This is a genomic window from Nonomuraea sp. NPDC004702 (assembly GCF_053601695.1).
Window position 1 is genome coordinate 53,829 of the sequence record NZ_JBSGCE010000001.1, and the last position, 15,162, is coordinate 68,990.

Here is a 15,162-nt window from a genome sequence, read left to right on the forward strand (position 1 = left end):
CACCTCTGACCTCATGCTGGTCAGGTTGTGGTAAGCCGACAGTAGGAGCCCATGCGCGTCACCGTTGCCCACCCTCGCGATCTGGGACAGCCCGAGCTCAGCCGATGGCGCGCCCTGCAGGAGTCCGACGCCGCCTTCGACAACCCCTTCCTGTCCCCGGAGTTCACGGTCACGGTGGGCGAGCTCCGCGACCTGGTCCGGGTGGCCGTCCTGTACGACGGGCCGGACATCGTCGGCTTCTTCCCCTTCGAACGCCATCCGCTGGGCATCGGCAAGCCGGTCGCCGCGGGGCTGACCGACGCGCAGGGCCTGGTCCACGCCAAGGGCCTCGACCTCGACCCGCGCCGGTTGATCAAGGACTGCGGGCTGTCGGTCTACGAGTTCGACCACCTGGTCTCCGGCCAGCCGCTGCTCGACGGGCGGCACACCACGCACCCCTCGCCGATCATCGACCTGCGCGACGGCTGGGGCCCCTACACCGAGACGTTGCGCGCCCGGTCCGGCAAGACATACAAGTCGACCCTGGCCAAGTCACGCAAGCTGCAGCGCGAGTCGGGGCCGCTGCGCCACGACTACGCGATCGCCGAGACCGGGCCGCTGCACACGCTGCTCGGCTGGAAGACCGACCAGTACCGGCGTACCGGGCGCACCGACCGGTTCTCCCAGCGATGGATCGTCGAGCTGGTCGAGCGGCTGCTGGCCACCCGGTCCGACAGCTTCGCCGGCGTCCTCGACATGGTCTACGTCGACGACGTGCCGGTGGCCGGGCACTTCGGGGTGCGCACCCGCACGACGCTGGCCGGCTGGTTCCCGGCCTACGACACCGCCTACGCCAAGTACTCCCCCGGGCTCATCCATCACCTGGCGATGGCCGAGGCGGCCGCCGCGTCGGGCGTCCAGGTGATCGACATGGGCCGGGGCGAGAAGGAGTACAAGGAGAAGCTCAAGAACGGCGAGCTGGAGGTGGCCGAGGGCCGCGTGGCCAGGGCCGGCGTGGCGGCCGGGGTCCACTGGATGATGCGGGTGCCGGTGCGCAAGACGCGCGCCACGGTGATGGCCAATCCGCTGCTGCTCAAGACCGCCGACAAAGCGTTGAAAACTTTTGGGCGACTGCGTACCGTCCTACAAGGGTGAGACTCATCGCGGAGCGCACCGGGCGGCACTGCCTGTGGCTCCCATCCAACCGCCTCGGCCTCTACCTCGCGCTGCGCCACTGGTGCCTGCCGGGTCAGCGGCTGCTCATGTCTCCGGTCTCGGCCGACGAGATCCTCTTCCTCGTGCTGGCGGCCGGTCTGCGCCCGGTGATCGCGCCGCTGTCCCCGCGTGACGGCAACATCGACGTCTCCCGGGTCGACCTGTCCACGGTGGACGCCGTCCTGACGACGAACCTGTACGGCCTGCCCGACCAGGTGTCCGCCTTCACGGGAAAGATCCTGATCGAGGACGTGGCGCACGCCCTGGAGACCGCTCCCGGCGGGCGCCCGCTGGGCACGTTCGGCCAGGCGGGGGTGTTCAGCCTGTCCAAGCATCCGGGCGCGGGCTCGGGCGGCGTGCTCGCGGTGACCGACCGCGCCGACCTCGAAGCGCTCGAACGCGCCCGCGACGAGCTGCTCGTCCCCGGCGCGCTGCGCGCCGACCTGTTCAGCGTGGCCACCTCCATGGCCCGGCAGGTCGCGCTCAGGCTCGACCTCGTCCGTCCGGCGCTCGCGCTGATGCGCGCCCTCGGCATGCAGGAGGAGCGCGAGGGTTACCGCATCGCCCTGGAGCCCGACGCGCTGGAGCTGGCGCTCAAGCAGGTGCCCGCGCTGCCGCCGTTCGACCCGTGGGTACGCGCCGACCTGGCGGCCTACCGCGCCCGGCGGGGGCGGCTGGTCCGCTGGTACCAGTCCAGGCGCCTGGCCAAGGTGCCCGGCGAGCGGGCGCGGCGGCTGGCCGGGATCGCCCGGCTGGCCGAGCTGCCCACGGTGGCGCCCGCCGTGCTGGACAACCTGGACCAGCCGCTGTTCCGCGTCCCGCTGCTGGTGCGCGACAGGGACGCGGCCGTCGCCGCGCTGGAGCGCCGCGGGGTGGCCACCGGCTACCTGTACGACCCGCCGTACGACGAGTACGCCCTCGGCTTCACCGACGCCTCGCCGGACCCGGGCCCCGCGCGCTGGTGGGCCCGGCACGTGCTGCCGGTGGACCCGCTGTACGCGGCCCGCTCGCTGCCCGTCCTGCGCGGTCTGGAGCCGCCTATGTGGGGTCCGCGCGAAGCAGTCTGAGGAACGCGCGCAGCCCGGTGATGATCTCCTGGTTGTCGTTGAGGCCGTCCACGGTCTCCTCGAAGCGGCGGGCCATCAGCGTGATCCGGCGGTCCAGGTCGTGGTCGGCCCGTTCCAGGCCGGCCCGGGTGGCCGCGAGCTCGCCGCCGAGCTCCTCGGCCTGCCGGGTGAGCCGTTCGGCGGCGGCGGACAGCGCCTCGACCTGGTCGCGCAGCGCGATCACGTCGAGGCGCGGGTAGCGGACCTCGCGTCCCAGCGTCCTGACCCGCTCGCGCAGGTGCCCGACGTAGGCCCCGGCCGGGCGGAACGCCGTGGCCAGCAGGTAGAACCCGGCGAAGTAGTAGCCGATCTGCCGCCCGGAGAAGAACGTGACCACCGCGACCACGACGGCCGAGACCACGTGCCCGGCGACCGCGAGGACGAGCATGCGGCGGGCGATCGTCCTGGCCTCCTCCGCACCGCGGGCCGGGACGTCGATGCCGGTCTCGCGGGAGACCTCGATGTCGCGCACCACCTGCCGGGCGGCGAAGGACAGGTTCCACGGGAAGGTCAGCAGGACGGCCAGCCAGACCAGGCAGATCGCGCCCAGGCCCAGCGACAGGAGGGTGGACAGGGGCACGCCCGCGTACAGGACGAGCCACGCGGTGACCGCCGTGACGATCAGCGAGGCCGGCAGGAGCCAGGGTTTCATGCCCGCCACCCTGCCGACGGCGGACCGGCCGGCACCAGCGCTCAGATACTCAATCCGGTCTGAGCATCCCGGATCAGCCCGGCCAGCACCGCGCAGCCGCGCCGGACGTCCCTGAGCGAGGCCGAGCCGTAGCCGAGGACCAGGCCGTGCAGGCGGGCGCGGTCGTGGTGGTGGCGGTCGGCGGGGTCGAGCAGCACGCCCCGTTCCCTGGCCCGCTCCACGACCTCCTGGACGTCGCCCGCCGGCAGCTCGGCCAGCACGTGCAGCCCGGCGGTGTCGCCGCGCAGGCGGCAGACCGGGCCGAGGATCTCCACGACGGCGGCCCGGCGGCGGGCGTACTCCAGGCGCATCCTGCGCAGGTGGCGGTCGAGGTCGCCGCGTTCCAGGAGGGTGGCGACGGCCTGCTGGACCGGTCCGCTGGTGCGGTCGGAGACCGCGGCGCGGAGGGCGGCGATCCGGCTCACCAGGTCGGGCGTGCCGACCAGCCAGCCGACGCCGACGTCGGGGGCCAGGGTCTTGGACAGCGAGCCGAGCAGCACGACGCGGGTGGGGTCGAGGCCGTAGAGGGCGGGGAGAGGGGCGACGTCGTAGCGGAACTCGGCGTCGTAGTCGTCCTCGACGATCGTGGCGCCGGTGCTCCTGGCCCAGGACAGCAGGCGTTCCCGGCGCGGGATCGGCAGCCGGCCGCCCAGCGGGTACTGGTGGGCCGGAGTGGTGTAGAGGACGCGCAGGTCGCGGGGCAGGTCGTCGACGATCACGCCGTCCTCGTCCACCGGGCAGGGCACGACCTCGGCGCCCCTGGCCGCGAACACCGTGCGGGCCACGTGGTAGCCCGGGTCCTCCACGCCCGCCCGCCCGCCGCCGGCCAGCAGGGCCAGCGCGCACAGGTCGAGCCCGTTGCCGGTGCCCCTGGTGACCAGGACGTTCTCGGGGCCGACGGCCATGCCCCTGGCCCTGCGCAGGTGGTCGGCGAGCAGCTCGCGCAGGCGCGGCAGGCCGTGCAGGTCGGGCGAGTCGCCGGGCGGCAGCTCGCCGGCGCTGCGCCAGGCCCGCTTCCAGGCGGCCCGGTCGTAGTCGCGCACCCAGGGGTCCCCGGGACGCAGGTCGATCCACTCGCCCTCGGGACGGCGGGCGGGCGGCGCCGGTTCGTACGGGCTCTCGCGCGGCGGGACGTGCGACTCCATGGCCGCCACGAACGTGCCGGACCCGTGGCGCCCCTCCAGCCAGCCCTCGGCGTAGAGCTGCTGGTACGCCTCGGTGACGACCGTCCGGCTCACCTTGAGCTGGTCGGCCAGCGCCCGCGTGGACGGCAGCCGCTCGCCCGGCGCGAGCGCGCCGCCCATCATGGCGTGCCGCAGCCAGCCGGCGAGCTGGGTGGTCAGCGGGACGGCCGAGTCGCGGGACAGGGATACCGGCAGGTCAATGTGGGTGCGCACGAAAGTGGTCTCTAGGAAGGGTCGGTTAGTGGCCCTACAGGATAGGTCCACTTCGCGATTAGCGTCGAATCATGCTCTCCTCCACCCCGCGCACGGCTCTCGGCCGAGAGAAGCACCGCGGCAGCACCGACCGGAACGATCTCTACGACGTGCTCGACAGCGGGCTCGTCTGCCATCTCGGCGTGGTGGCCGACGGCCATCCCATGGTCGTGCCCACCGGCTACGGACGGATCGGCGACACCCTCTACCTGCACGGCTCCACCGGCGCGCGCTCGCTGCGGGCCGGCGACGGCGCCGAGGTGTGCGTCACCGTCACCCACCTGGACGGCATCGTGCTGGCCCGCTCGGTCTTCAACCACTCCGTCAACTACCGTTCGGCGATCGTCTACGGCCGGGCCCGGCTGGTGAGCGACCCCGACGAGCGGCTGGCGGCCCTGCGGGCGCTCACCGAGCAGCTCGCCCCCGGCCAGTGGGACTACGTCCGGCCGCCCACGCGCAAGGAGCTGGCCGCCACCGCCGTGCTGGCCCTGTCGCTGGCCGAGGCGTCGGTCAAGATCCGCAGCGGGGCGCCGGAGGACGAGGAGGAGGACTACGCGCTGCCGGTCTGGGCCGGGGTGCATCCGCTGGTCACGTCGTGGGGCGAACCGCAACCGGATCCGGCACTTCCAGAAGGTATCGATATACCGGTTCACATCCTCCGTCGGGAGTAGTTCCATGAATCCGGAACCACCTGGCAAACCCGACTCCTTGATCACGCGTCTCATCAGGTGGGCCGGCTCCTGATGGGAGAGGGCGATGGAGTGGAGTGCTCCCGGTTACACGGAGATCAGACAGCTCGGCGCGGGCGCGAGCGGGCGCGTCGTGCTGGGCGTGCACGACGAGACGGGCGTGAAGGTCGCGATCAAGTACCTCTCCGAGGCGCTGCTGCGCGACCCCGCCGCCCTGTCCCGCTTCCAGGCCGAGGCGCGGGTGCTGACCTCGCTGCGCGACCCGAACATCGCCACGATGTGGGAGTACATCCAGGAGCCGAACGGCGCCTGCATCGTGATGGAGCTGGTCAACGGCGTCTCGCTGCGCGCCCTGCTGCGTGAGAACGGCACGACCGAGCCGGAGGCGGCGCTGGTCGTGCTGAAGGGCTCGCTGCTGGGCCTGGCCAGGGCCCACGCGTCCGGGGTCGTGCACAAGGACTACAAGCCCGAGAACGTGCTCGTCCGCGACGACGGGATGAGCAAGCTCGTGGACTTCGGCGTCGCGGTGCCGCAGGGCACGGCCACGCATCCGGAGGGGACGCCGCCGTACATGGCGCCGGAGTTGTGGGCCGGCCGGCCCGCCTCGCCGGCGACCGACGTGTACGCGGCCACCGCCGTCTTCTTCGAGTGCCTGACCGGGCACCGGCCGTACCGCTCCACCGAGCCCAGCGTGCTCGGCTACCAGCACGTGCACGCGCCGGTGCCCTTCCACGACGCGCCCGAGCCGGTCCAGGAGCTCGTCCGGCGCGGCCTGGCCAAGGAGCCGCGGGACCGGCCGCCGAGCGCCCTGGCCTTCGTCGAGGAGCTGGAGGCCACGGCGCGGGCCGCGTACGGCGAGGACTGGGAGGAGCGGGGCAGGCGGCGCCTGGCCGCGCTGGTCGCCCTGCTCGCGCTGCTCCTGCCGGCCCCGCCGCAGCCCACCCCCGAGGTCACCACGTCCCTGGCCAGGACGGTCTTCCGCGGCCTGCGGTCCAACGCGGTGCGGGTGGGCATGGGCACCGCCCTGGTGGCGGTGGTGACGGTGGCGGTGGTGGTCGCGCTCGCCGCCCGGCGGCAGCCTGCCGAGCAGCCGGTCGGCGCGGCCGTCGCGGTGCCACCGGCCACGACCGAGGCGGTGACCGCGCCGCCGAGCACGGCCGAGGCGGTGCTCGCGCCGCCGACCACGCCCGAGGCGACGCCGCGGACCTCTCCCGAGGGGCCGCCGTCGCCGGCGTCCTCGCCCGAGCTGCTGCCTCCGCCGACGACCTCCAGGCCGCCCGTCACCACCCGGGCGCCGCGCACGCCGACGGCCGGGCCCACGAGGAAGCCGACCAGGACCGCCACGCCGACGCCCACCCGGACCCCGACGCCGTCCCCCAAACCGACCCCCAGGCCGACGCCCACCCCGACGCCGACGCCCGTCGCGACCGTTCTCGGGGTGAGCGTGGGTGACGTCACGATCGACGGCGACGGCGTCGCGCGCGCCTCCGTCACCGTCCGGACCGCAGGGGGCGCTCCCGTCAACGCCACCGGGACGTGGACCGCGCCGGGCGGCGAGGGCCACGTCCAGCGCCTCCGGCTGAGCGGCGCGACGTCCTACACCCGCGCCTTCACCTGGGACCTCGGCGAACGGCCGTGCGGCGGGACCGTCACGCTGACCGTCGTGACCTCCCCCGCCGCGCCGGGCGGCGCCCGGTCCTCCTCGGCGCCGGTGCCGGCCTGCCAGACGCGGGTGAACGGGCTGTTCGTCTCGCTGGCGATGCCCGAGGCGCCGGGGCTGACCGCGCGCGCCCGGGTCGGCGTGACCGCCGACGGCACCGGCGAGATCCCGGTCGAGGCCGCGTTCGCGGTGGACGGCGAGACCGTCGGCACCCGTACGGCGAGCCTGTCCGGCCGGACCTCCTACTCCCGCGTCTTCACCCACTCCTTCCGCGCGCGCCCCTGCGGCTCCACCCTGTCGGTACGGGTCCGCGCCGGCGACCGCGTCCGGACCGCCCGGGTCGAGGTCACCTGCCCGCCCGCGGTGCGACGGGTCTCGATCGTCAGGGCCGGGCTGAGCGAGGGCGGCCTGGCGGCGACCGTCTCGGTGGTCACCGCCGACGATCGGCCGGTGACGCTGGACGTGGGGTTCCTGCTCGGCGGCGAGCCGGCCGGCTCGGAGCGGGTCACGCTGTCCGGCGACACCACGTACACCAGGACGGTGAGCCGGGCGCTCAGGACCGTCCCGTGCGGCACCACCTGGACCGTCACGGCGAGCACGACGCCGGAGGCGGCGGGCGGCCCGGACCGGGCGAGCGGAAAAACCCCAGAATGCCCCAGAGAGACACCCAAGCCAGAAGAAACCCCAAAACCACAGGAAACACCCAAACCGCAGGAATCCCCACAATCCGATAAGCCCGACACTGTGGACTAACCTCGCAAATTCGGCCATATCGGCATATCGGTGGCGGGAAAGCCCTTCCCTCTGGTTAAGCTACGCAGCGTTTGATGCGGGTGGGGGCCCGAATGACTCCAGAGGAGACCGTTTATGTACGGCGATGGGCAGTGGGGGGTCCCCGGCTACACCGAAGTCCGGGAACTGGGCAGCGGTGCCGCCGGCCGGGTGGTCCTGGCCACGCGTGACCACGACGGCGTGGAAGTCGCCATCAAATATCTGAACGACGAGCTCAGGTCCGACATGGGCTTCGTGGCCAGGTTCCGGCACGAGGCCCGGCTGCTCGGCACCCTGCAGAGCTCGCACCACGCGCGCCTGATCGACTACGTCGAGTCGGGGCAGGGCGCGGCGATCGTCATGGAGCTGGTCAACGGCGTCTCGCTGCGCGAGATCCTGCGCTCCGAGGGGCCGACCGGGGCCGAGGCGGCGCTGGTCGTGCTCAAGGGCTCGCTCCAGGGGCTGGCCGCCGCGCACGCGATCGGCGTCGTCCACCGCGACTTCAAGCCCGAGAACGTGATGGTCCAGGGCGACGGGGTCAGCAAGCTGGTGGACTTCGGCATCGCGGTCCGGGCCGGCGAGGGGGCGAGCGCCGCGGGCACGCCGCCGTACATGGCGCCCGAGCAGTGGGCGGGCGGGGCCGCCGGGCCGGCGACCGACGTCTACGCCGCCACCGTCGTGTTCTTCGAGTGCCTGACCGGCACCCGGCCCTTCCGGGCGCCCAACATCGCCGCGCTCGCCCGCCAGCACCAGAGCGCGCCGCCGCCCGTCGAGGAAGTGCCCACGGCGCTCCAGAGCCTGGTCGAACGCGGCCTGGCCAAGCAGCCGGGCGAGCGGCCGCCGTCCGCCGAGGCGTTCCTGACCGAGCTGGAGGCCATCGCGGCCGAGGCGTACGGCGCCGACTGGGAGGAGCGCGGACGCCGCCGCCTGGCCGCCCTCGCCGGCCTGCTCATCCTGCTGTTCCCGAGCCCGTTGCACGATGCCGCCGAGACGCATACCGCACTCACCGAGACCCGTTTCCCCGACCCCGCCCGCCTGCTGAGCAAGCTCTCGGCCAAGATCGCGATCGGCGCGGTCGCCGTGGGCGTGGTGGTGGCCGTGGGCGTGATCCTGGTCAACTCCTCCTCCGACGAGCCGGTGCTGCGGGCCCAGACGAGCGAGGTCACGCCCAGCGCGACCGACCCGGTGATCGACGAGGAGCCCACGGAGGAGGAGCCGACCGCGACGCCCGAGGAGACCACCCCGGAGCCGGACCCGACGCCGACCTCCGCGGACCCGGCCGTCTCGACCCCGCCGCCCGTCCTGCCGACGGCGACGGCGGCGGCCTCGCCGTCCAGGACGCCCAAGCCGACCCCGACGCGGAAGCCGACCAGGCGGCCGGTCAGGACGCCGAAGCCGACCCCGACCGACTCCCCCGAGCCGGACATCACCGGCAAGAACAGCACGACCAGCGACGGCAGCAAGCCCACCTCGGCCGCTCCCACGCCCACCCAGACCTCCGCCCCGCCCACCAGGACGCCCTCGACCAGGACGCCCCCGAGCAGCCCGCCGCCTTCGGAGACGGAGGAGCCCAGCCCGACCGGGACGCCGAGCGGCGGCGGCGACGGCGAGGGCGGCGGCACCGAGACGCCCACCCTGGACCAGGTGGGCAAGGCGCAGGCCGGACTCCTCGCGCTCGGCCTGATGACGTCCGGCGCGGTTCCGGTCACACTTGCGGTGAAACGTCGCATGGCAGGACGCCACAGAAAGCAGCGCTAGACGCGCCGGGGGGCAAGGGGGATGGACAACCACAGGAACGGTATCGCCGGATTCCGGTTGACCGAGCACACGTGGATGACCGAGCTCGGCAACTGGATCGACGCCATCTCGCCGGACGGCCGCAGGGCCGGGGCGCTGCTGTTCGACCCGCGGGTCATCGGCCTGCCGGGCGTCCGGGAGCGCGTGGTGAACGCGGTCATGACCGACCAGCACCTCGTGCTGGGCGGCATGGGCGGGCTGATCCCGGTGGCCGACGTGGTCGCGGCGGGCGACCAGGTGTGGCTGCTCACCGCGCAGGCGGTCAGTCCCACGCTGGCCGACCTGCTCGCCGGCGCGCCCGTCGATCCGGCGGGGGCGGCGTCGGTGCTGACGGAGACCGCGCAGACGCTGCTCGCGCTGCACGCCGCCGGGGTCACGCACGGCTCGGTGCATCCGGGCACGGTGGTGATCACCGCCGAGGGGGCCGCGCTGCTGTCGGAGCGCGGCCTGTCCGACGCGATCCGCGGCCAGGTCTCGCCGCGCGAGCGGGACGCGGCGGGCTGGGCGTCGCTGGCCCGCGGGCTGGCCGCGTCCTTCACGCAGACCGCGCCGCGGGCCGCCGGCCTGTTCGAACGGGCCGCCGGCACGGCCACCACGCTCGGCCTCGAACCGGCCCGCGCCATGCTGAGCCAGGAACGCGCGGCGCTGCCCGGCGGCCTGATCAGCCGGGACGCGCTGGCGCGGGCGGCGCGCGGCAGGTCGGCGTTCGCGCAGCCGCCGTCGTTCGCCGCGCAGCCGCCGCCGGCGCCCCAGGACGAGGGCGACATCGTCACGCTGCTGCACGTGCCGGCGTCGGGGTCGCCGCCGCGCCTGCAGTTCGGCCCTGGGGTGGGCGGCCCGGGAGCCGGCCCGGGAGCCGGTGCCGGCACCGTGCGGCAGCCCGAGACGACGGCCGAACGCATCTGGCGCGAGGGACGCGACGGCGCCGCGACCGTCCACCAGCCGGAGAAGCGCTCCCAAGGCCGGGTGGCCAAGGTGTCGCGGCGACGGCGGCGGCGCACGATCCTGTCCACGGCGCTCTTCGCGGTCGTCATGGCGGGCGCGATCGTGGCCTGGTTCAGGCTGACGGACGCCCCCGAGCTGGCGGTGCGGTCGATCGACGTGGTGGCGCCGAAGAAGACGCTGGGCTGCGGCGGCGCGATCGTCCTGACCGGGACGGTGGTCACCAACGGCGGCGTGGGCGAGATCCGCTACGAGTGGCGCAAGAACCTGGACAAGGAGGTCGTCAAGGGCAGCCTGCGCACGAGCGCCGACAAGACGTCCTACTCGGTGCCGCTGCGCTGGACGTTGTCGGGCAAGAGCAACGTCAAGGCCACGGCCACGCTGAAGGTGCTCTCGCCGGGCCCGGCGCGTACCGACAAGGCGAGCTTCACCTACAAGTGCTGACCTTCCCTGAATGCGCAACAAAGCGGTTCTTACTAATCTGACGGGCATGACCACGCAGACCCCCGCGGGCTGGTACCCCGACCCGTACGGAGAGCCGCAGCTCCGCTGGTGGGACGGCAACCAATGGACGGACGCCACCCACGCGCAGGAGCGGCAGCCTCAGCCGCAGCAGCCGTCCTCCGGGCCGCAGCCCCAGTCGTCCCCCGACTGGTCGGCCACCCCGGCGAACCCCACGCTCCAGTACGGCCGGCCCTCCTCCGGCCAGCCGCCCTACGGGCAGCCCGCCGACCAGCAGCCCGCGCAGGGTCAGCCCCCCTACGGCGGTCAGCCCGCCCAGGGCCTGCCCGCTTACGGGCAGCCCACCCACCAGCAGCCCGCCTTCGGCCAGCAGCCCACGCAGTGGGCCGGCGGTCCGCTGCCCGGCCCCGGCCAGGCGCCGCCGCCCAAGCAGGGCAACCCGCTGCCGTGGGTGTTCGGCGGCCTGGCCGCGCTGGTCGTGGTCGCGCTGATCGTGGTCGCCGGGATCTTCTTCCTCAACCGGGGCAGCAGCACGCCGGTCGCCTCGCCCACCACCGAGGAGCCGCAGCCGTTCCCGACGGCCGAACCGCCCTCCGCCGGGCCGCCGACCGAGCTGCCCCCGCAGGGCGGCGAGCTGCCGCAGCCGCAGGACGGCCGCATCACCGACCCGCGGAGCGGCCTGTCCTACCAGGCGCCCGACGGCTGGAAGGTGCCCGCGTACGGCGACGTCAACGGCACCGACCCCTCCCAGCAGATGTGGACGAGCGGCGTGCAGGCCAGCTCGCAGGAGAACTACGAGGGCGACAAGGACTGGATCGGCAACGCCTACGCCGGCCCGCTGGCCGCGCTCATCCCCTACACCGGCGCCTCGGCGCTGGAGGACACCGCCAAGGCGCTGTTCATGCAGTTCAGCACCCAGTTCTACGAGCCGCAGCACACGACCAAGCTGATCGAGAACAAGGCCACGAAGATCGGCGACCATGACGCGTGGGTCATGCAGTTCCAGCTCGACTTCACCGCCGTCGCGGAGAAGAACGGCTACAAGTGGAAGAAGGAGAACGCCGCGATCGTGCTCATGGACCGCGGGGCCGGGCAGCGCCCGACGTTGTTGTACATCTCCGTTCCCGACAATCTGGGCACGGACGTGGTGGCGAAGGTTCTCGGCTCGCTCAAGCCCGCGTAAGCGGGGGCACTAGGCTGGTGGGGTAACAAGCGGGCGGATTGCTCCGAGCCGCTGGGCGAGGAGATCGAATGAGTGACGTGCTGGTCTGGATCGACTGCGAGATGACCGGGCTCGACCTGGGGCGCGACGCGCTGGTCGAGGTGGCCTGTGTCATCACCGACAGCGAGCTCAATCAGCTCGACGAAGGCGTCGACGTGGTCATCAAGCCGCCGCCGGAGTCGCTGGAGCAGATGTCGCAGGTCGTGCGCGAGATGCACACCGCCTCGGGCCTGCTGCCCGAGCTGCCGGGCGGCGTCACGCTGGCCGAGGCGGAGTCGCTCGTGCTCGACTACATCCGGCGGCACGTGCCGGAGCCGAAGAAGGCGCCGCTGTGCGGCAACTCGATCGGCACCGACCGCACGTTCATCGCCAGGGACATGCCCGGGGTCGACGCCTGGCTCCACTACCGCATGGTCGACGTGTCGTCGATCAAGGAGCTGGTGCGCCGCTGGTACCCGCGGGTCTACTTCGCGGCCCCCGAGAAGCAGGGCGGCCACCGCGCGCTCGCCGACATCAAGGAGAGCATCAGGGAGCTGCGCTACTACCGCGCGGCGATCTTCGTGGCGCAGCCCGGCCCCGACTCGGCGACCGCCCGGCAACTCGCCGAGCGGGTCAGCGGCTAATTGGATGGCGTAAAGACTCCCGAACCCCGCTACACTTTTCCTGTGCCGTCACGGAGCGGGCGGCCATGGTGGGTGTAGCTCAGTTGGCAGAGCGCCAGGTTGTGGTCCTGGATGTCGAGGGTTCAAGTCCCTTCACTCACCCCAAGCACACAGCCGGTCCCTCGGGACCGGCTGTTGTCGTTTTCTCCCGACAACGCCCCCAAATCAGGACAATGCGAGTTATGCTCGCTGTCTACCGCTAACGCCGGAAGCACGGGGGCCATCGGCGATCAGACCGTCTGCGCGCCCCCGGAGGCCGGATGAGAGTCGACGACGCAGCGTTCGACAGTGTGATCACCTCCTTGAGCAAACGCGAGGCCGAGGTCATGGATCTGATCGCCTCGGGCCGGTCCAACGGCCAGATCGCCCAATGCCTGTTCCTCAGCGAGAAGACCGTGAAGAACCACGTCAACCGGATCTACGCCAAGCTCGGCGTCGACTCCCGGGTCACGGCCATCGGACTGTGGTTGTCGCTCAGGAAGAACGGCTCCTGACCCGGCGGGGGTTCAGCCGGTCGTGATCCGGCGGCCGGTCAGGCGGGTGGGCCTGATCTTCAGGTAGTGCTGGCGCCGCCCGCCGGCCCACGGCTCGACGCCCGTGCTCGCCGCCTCGGCCTGCTCGTCCTCGGTCGTGACGTGGTGCAGCGAGCCGTGGACGAGCACGCTCCAGCCGCCCCGCGTCAGCTCCTCTATGCGATCGACCTCGAACGCGACCTCGTACTCGACGTCCTCCACACCCGTGCTCAGGTCCTCGTCGGTGCTGCCGCCCGCCGCGGTGCGGAACACGATCGCCCCCTCCGACATCCGGAAGTTCACCGGCAGCACGGTCAGGCCGTAGCGGCCCTCGAAGGCGATCCGGCCCACTCCCCCGGGCCGCAGCAGGCGCAGGCACTCCTCCTCCGCCAGCGGCACCAGCGTGGGGTGCGCCGCGGCCGGCCCCGCGCCGGCGGGCTCGGCCACCTCCCCGAGCAGTCCCTCCACGGTGGTCTCCAGCGCCTCGGCCAGGCGGGCCAGGGCCTCGCGTACCGAGATGCCGGACTGGTCCTCCAGATAGGCGACGTAGCCGACCGCCACGCCGGACCTCTCGGCCAGCTCCTGCCGGCTCAGGTTCAGCGATTCCCGACGTTCGGCTATCCGGCGGCCCAGGCGTTCCATCGTGGTCACTTGCTCAGACATACCGGTGCCCTACCCCGGATCTCCCCTCTTCCCGGTGGTGTCTACGGCAGAAATGGTTTAACCGATGCTCTGGGTGCCATATGGACCATGGAACGCAATCCGGGAAGGGACGTGGTCATGGTGCGGAGAGCGCGCGTCGTCGTCGTGGGGGCGGGCTTCGCCGGCCTGGCCGCGACGCGGGAGCTGGCCAAGGGCGGCGCCCTGGTCACGCTCGTGGACCGGAACCCCTACTCGACCTTCCAGCCCCTGCTCTACCAGGTGGCCACGGCGGGGATGGGCACCTCCGACGTCTCCTACCCGATCCGTACGTTCGCCGCGAAGTGGCCGAACGTCCGCGCCCACCGGGCCGCGCTGAGCAAGGTGCACCCGAACGACCGGCGGGTGGAGTTCGCGGACGGCTCCACCCTCGACTACGACTACCTGGTGATCGCCACCGGCGTCACCACCAACTGGGTCCACGTGACCGGCGCCGAGGAGAACGCGCTGCCGATCTACTCGCTGCGCGACGCGGCCGACCTGCGGCGGCATCTCCAGCACTGCCTGGAGGACACCGCGGCGGGCCGGCGCGAGAGCGCCCACGTCGTGGTGGTGGGCGGCGGCGCGACCGGCGTGGAGACCGCGGGCACGCTGGCCGAGCTGCGCCGCCGTACGGTGCCGCTGACGCATCCCGAGATCCGGCCCGACCAGACGAGCGTCACCCTGGTCGAGCGGTTCGACTACGTGCTGGCGCCGTACAAGCCGCGGCTGCGGGACGCGGCGGCCGAGGCGCTGCGCAGGAGAGGCGTCCGGATGCGCCTGGGAGCCACGGTGGCGGGCGTGGAGCCGGACGCCGTCATCCTGGAGGACGGGACGCGCCTGCCGAGCGACGTGACCGTCTGGGCCCTCGGCGTCACCGCGCCCAAGGAGGTGACCGACTGGGGGCTGCCGCAGGGCAAGGGCGGCCGGATCACGCTCACCGACGCACTCAGCGTGCCCGGCCATCCCGAGATCTTCGTGGCCGGCGATCTGGCCGGACAGCCGGACCCGCTGCCCCAGCTCGCCCAGCCGGCCATCCAGATGGGCAAGCACGTGGGCAGGCAGATCCTGGCCGCGGCGCACGGGCGGCCGATCGGCCGCTTCTCCTACCGCGACCCCGGGATCATGGCCACGGTCGGCAAGGCCGAGGCGGTGCTCCAGCTGCGCAACGGGCTGACCATGCGCGGCCTGCCCGCCTGGCTGGCCTGGATCTTCGTGCACGTGGCGTACCTGCTGGGCGGGCGCAACCGGGTCAGCGTGCTGCTGAACTTCTTCTGGCGCTACGGCGGGCCGCGCCGCAGCGCCACCAGCATCGCCTCCACCGAGTGAGTGCCGAGTGA

13 protein-coding genes and 1 tRNA gene are annotated in these 15,162 nt (G+C 72.9%); 11 read left to right on the plus strand and 3 right to left on the minus strand.

Annotation, left to right across the window (positions count from 1 at the left end; translation table 11 throughout):
* Positions 1-51: 51 nt before the first annotated feature.
* Together ACWEJ6_RS00275 and ACWEJ6_RS00280 are read left to right on the plus strand one after the other, a co-directional pair.
* Entirely contained in the window at positions 52-1,134 is a 1,083-nt protein-coding gene (locus ACWEJ6_RS00275; protein WP_452420243.1) for a GNAT family N-acetyltransferase, read from the plus strand.
* The gene (locus ACWEJ6_RS00280; RefSeq protein ID WP_452420245.1) at positions 1,131-2,261 is read left to right on the plus strand and encodes a DegT/DnrJ/EryC1/StrS family aminotransferase; all 1,131 of its coding nucleotides are present in this window, start codon (positions 1,131-1,133) and stop codon (positions 2,259-2,261) included. Before ACWEJ6_RS00275 ends, ACWEJ6_RS00280 begins: the two co-directional genes overlap by 4 nt.
* On the opposite strand, the gene ACWEJ6_RS00285 is transcribed toward ACWEJ6_RS00280, so the two are convergent.
* Together ACWEJ6_RS00285 and pdxR are read right to left on the minus strand one after the other, a co-directional pair.
* Positions 2,233-2,952: a hypothetical protein gene (locus tag ACWEJ6_RS00285; protein ID WP_358288044.1), complete on the minus strand. Its 720-nt coding sequence runs from the start codon at positions 2,950-2,952 to the stop codon at positions 2,233-2,235. The genes ACWEJ6_RS00280 and ACWEJ6_RS00285 overlap by 29 nt on opposite strands.
* A gap of 41 nt (positions 2,953-2,993) precedes the next feature.
* On the minus strand, positions 2,994-4,388 hold the full coding sequence (pdxR, locus tag ACWEJ6_RS00290; protein ID WP_358288047.1) for a MocR-like pyridoxine biosynthesis transcription factor PdxR: 1,395 nt from the start codon (positions 4,386-4,388) through the stop codon (positions 2,994-2,996).
* A 71-nt stretch (positions 4,389-4,459) separates the two neighbouring features.
* Here pdxR and ACWEJ6_RS00295 point away from each other — a divergent pair, with 71 nt between their 5' ends.
* From ACWEJ6_RS00295 to ACWEJ6_RS00330, 8 genes are all read left to right on the plus strand, one after another.
* Entirely contained in the window at positions 4,460-5,098 is a 639-nt protein-coding gene (locus ACWEJ6_RS00295) for a pyridoxamine 5'-phosphate oxidase family protein (protein WP_452420247.1), read from the plus strand.
* A gap of 85 nt (positions 5,099-5,183) precedes the next feature.
* Positions 5,184-7,529 (plus strand): protein kinase domain-containing protein, encoded by a 2,346-nt coding sequence (locus ACWEJ6_RS00300; RefSeq protein WP_452420249.1) that lies wholly within the window; start codon positions 5,184-5,186, stop codon positions 7,527-7,529.
* Positions 7,530-7,643: 114 nt separating this feature from the next.
* Entirely contained in the window at positions 7,644-9,305 is a 1,662-nt protein-coding gene (locus tag ACWEJ6_RS00305) for a protein kinase domain-containing protein (protein WP_452420251.1), read from the plus strand.
* 57 nt (positions 9,306-9,362) lie between these two features.
* Positions 9,363-10,730 (plus strand): hypothetical protein, encoded by a 1,368-nt coding sequence (locus ACWEJ6_RS00310; RefSeq protein WP_452420253.1) that lies wholly within the window; start codon positions 9,363-9,365, stop codon positions 10,728-10,730.
* Positions 10,731-10,776: 46 nt separating this feature from the next.
* Entirely contained in the window at positions 10,777-11,931 is a 1,155-nt protein-coding gene (locus tag ACWEJ6_RS00315) for a DUF2510 domain-containing protein (protein WP_452420255.1), read from the plus strand.
* A 68-nt stretch (positions 11,932-11,999) separates the two neighbouring features.
* Entirely contained in the window at positions 12,000-12,593 is a 594-nt protein-coding gene (gene orn / locus ACWEJ6_RS00320) for an oligoribonuclease (protein WP_357978410.1), read from the plus strand.
* A 68-nt stretch (positions 12,594-12,661) separates the two neighbouring features.
* Positions 12,662-12,737: transfer RNA gene (locus ACWEJ6_RS00325), tRNA-His, on the plus strand.
* A gap of 197 nt (positions 12,738-12,934) precedes the next feature.
* A complete protein-coding gene (locus ACWEJ6_RS00330; RefSeq protein WP_452420257.1) occupies positions 12,935-13,126 on the plus strand; it encodes a helix-turn-helix domain-containing protein in 192 nt (63 codons plus the stop codon).
* Positions 13,127-13,138: 12 nt separating this feature from the next.
* Here ACWEJ6_RS00330 and ACWEJ6_RS00335 read toward each other — a convergent pair whose 3' ends face one another.
* Entirely contained in the window at positions 13,139-13,807 is a 669-nt protein-coding gene (locus ACWEJ6_RS00335) for a pyridoxamine 5'-phosphate oxidase family protein (protein ID WP_452420259.1), read from the minus strand.
* 87 nt (positions 13,808-13,894) lie between these two features.
* Here ACWEJ6_RS00335 and ACWEJ6_RS00340 point away from each other — a divergent pair, with 87 nt between their 5' ends.
* A complete protein-coding gene (locus ACWEJ6_RS00340) occupies positions 13,895-15,151 on the plus strand; it encodes an NAD(P)/FAD-dependent oxidoreductase (protein WP_452420261.1) in 1,257 nt (418 codons plus the stop codon).
* Positions 15,152-15,162: the final 11 nt, after the last annotated feature.

Coding starts and splice junctions, on each gene's coding strand:
- ACWEJ6_RS00275 (WP_452420243.1), top strand. CDS start 52: ATGCGCGTCACCGTTGCCCACCCTCGCGATCTGGGACAGCCCGAGCTC.
- ACWEJ6_RS00285 (WP_358288044.1), bottom strand. CDS start 2,952: ATGAAACCCTGGCTCCTGCCGGCCTCGCTGATCGTCACGGCGGTCACC.
- ACWEJ6_RS00295 (WP_452420247.1), top strand. CDS start 4,460: ATGCTCTCCTCCACCCCGCGCACGGCTCTCGGCCGAGAGAAGCACCGC.
- ACWEJ6_RS00300 (WP_452420249.1), top strand. CDS start 5,184: ATGGAGTGGAGTGCTCCCGGTTACACGGAGATCAGACAGCTCGGCGCG.
- ACWEJ6_RS00305 (WP_452420251.1), top strand. CDS start 7,644: ATGTACGGCGATGGGCAGTGGGGGGTCCCCGGCTACACCGAAGTCCGG.
- ACWEJ6_RS00315 (WP_452420255.1), top strand. CDS start 10,777: ATGACCACGCAGACCCCCGCGGGCTGGTACCCCGACCCGTACGGAGAG.
- orn (WP_357978410.1), top strand. CDS start 12,000: ATGAGTGACGTGCTGGTCTGGATCGACTGCGAGATGACCGGGCTCGAC.
- ACWEJ6_RS00335 (WP_452420259.1), bottom strand. CDS start 13,807: ATGTCTGAGCAAGTGACCACGATGGAACGCCTGGGCCGCCGGATAGCC.
- ACWEJ6_RS00340 (WP_452420261.1), top strand. CDS start 13,895: ATGGAACGCAATCCGGGAAGGGACGTGGTCATGGTGCGGAGAGCGCGC.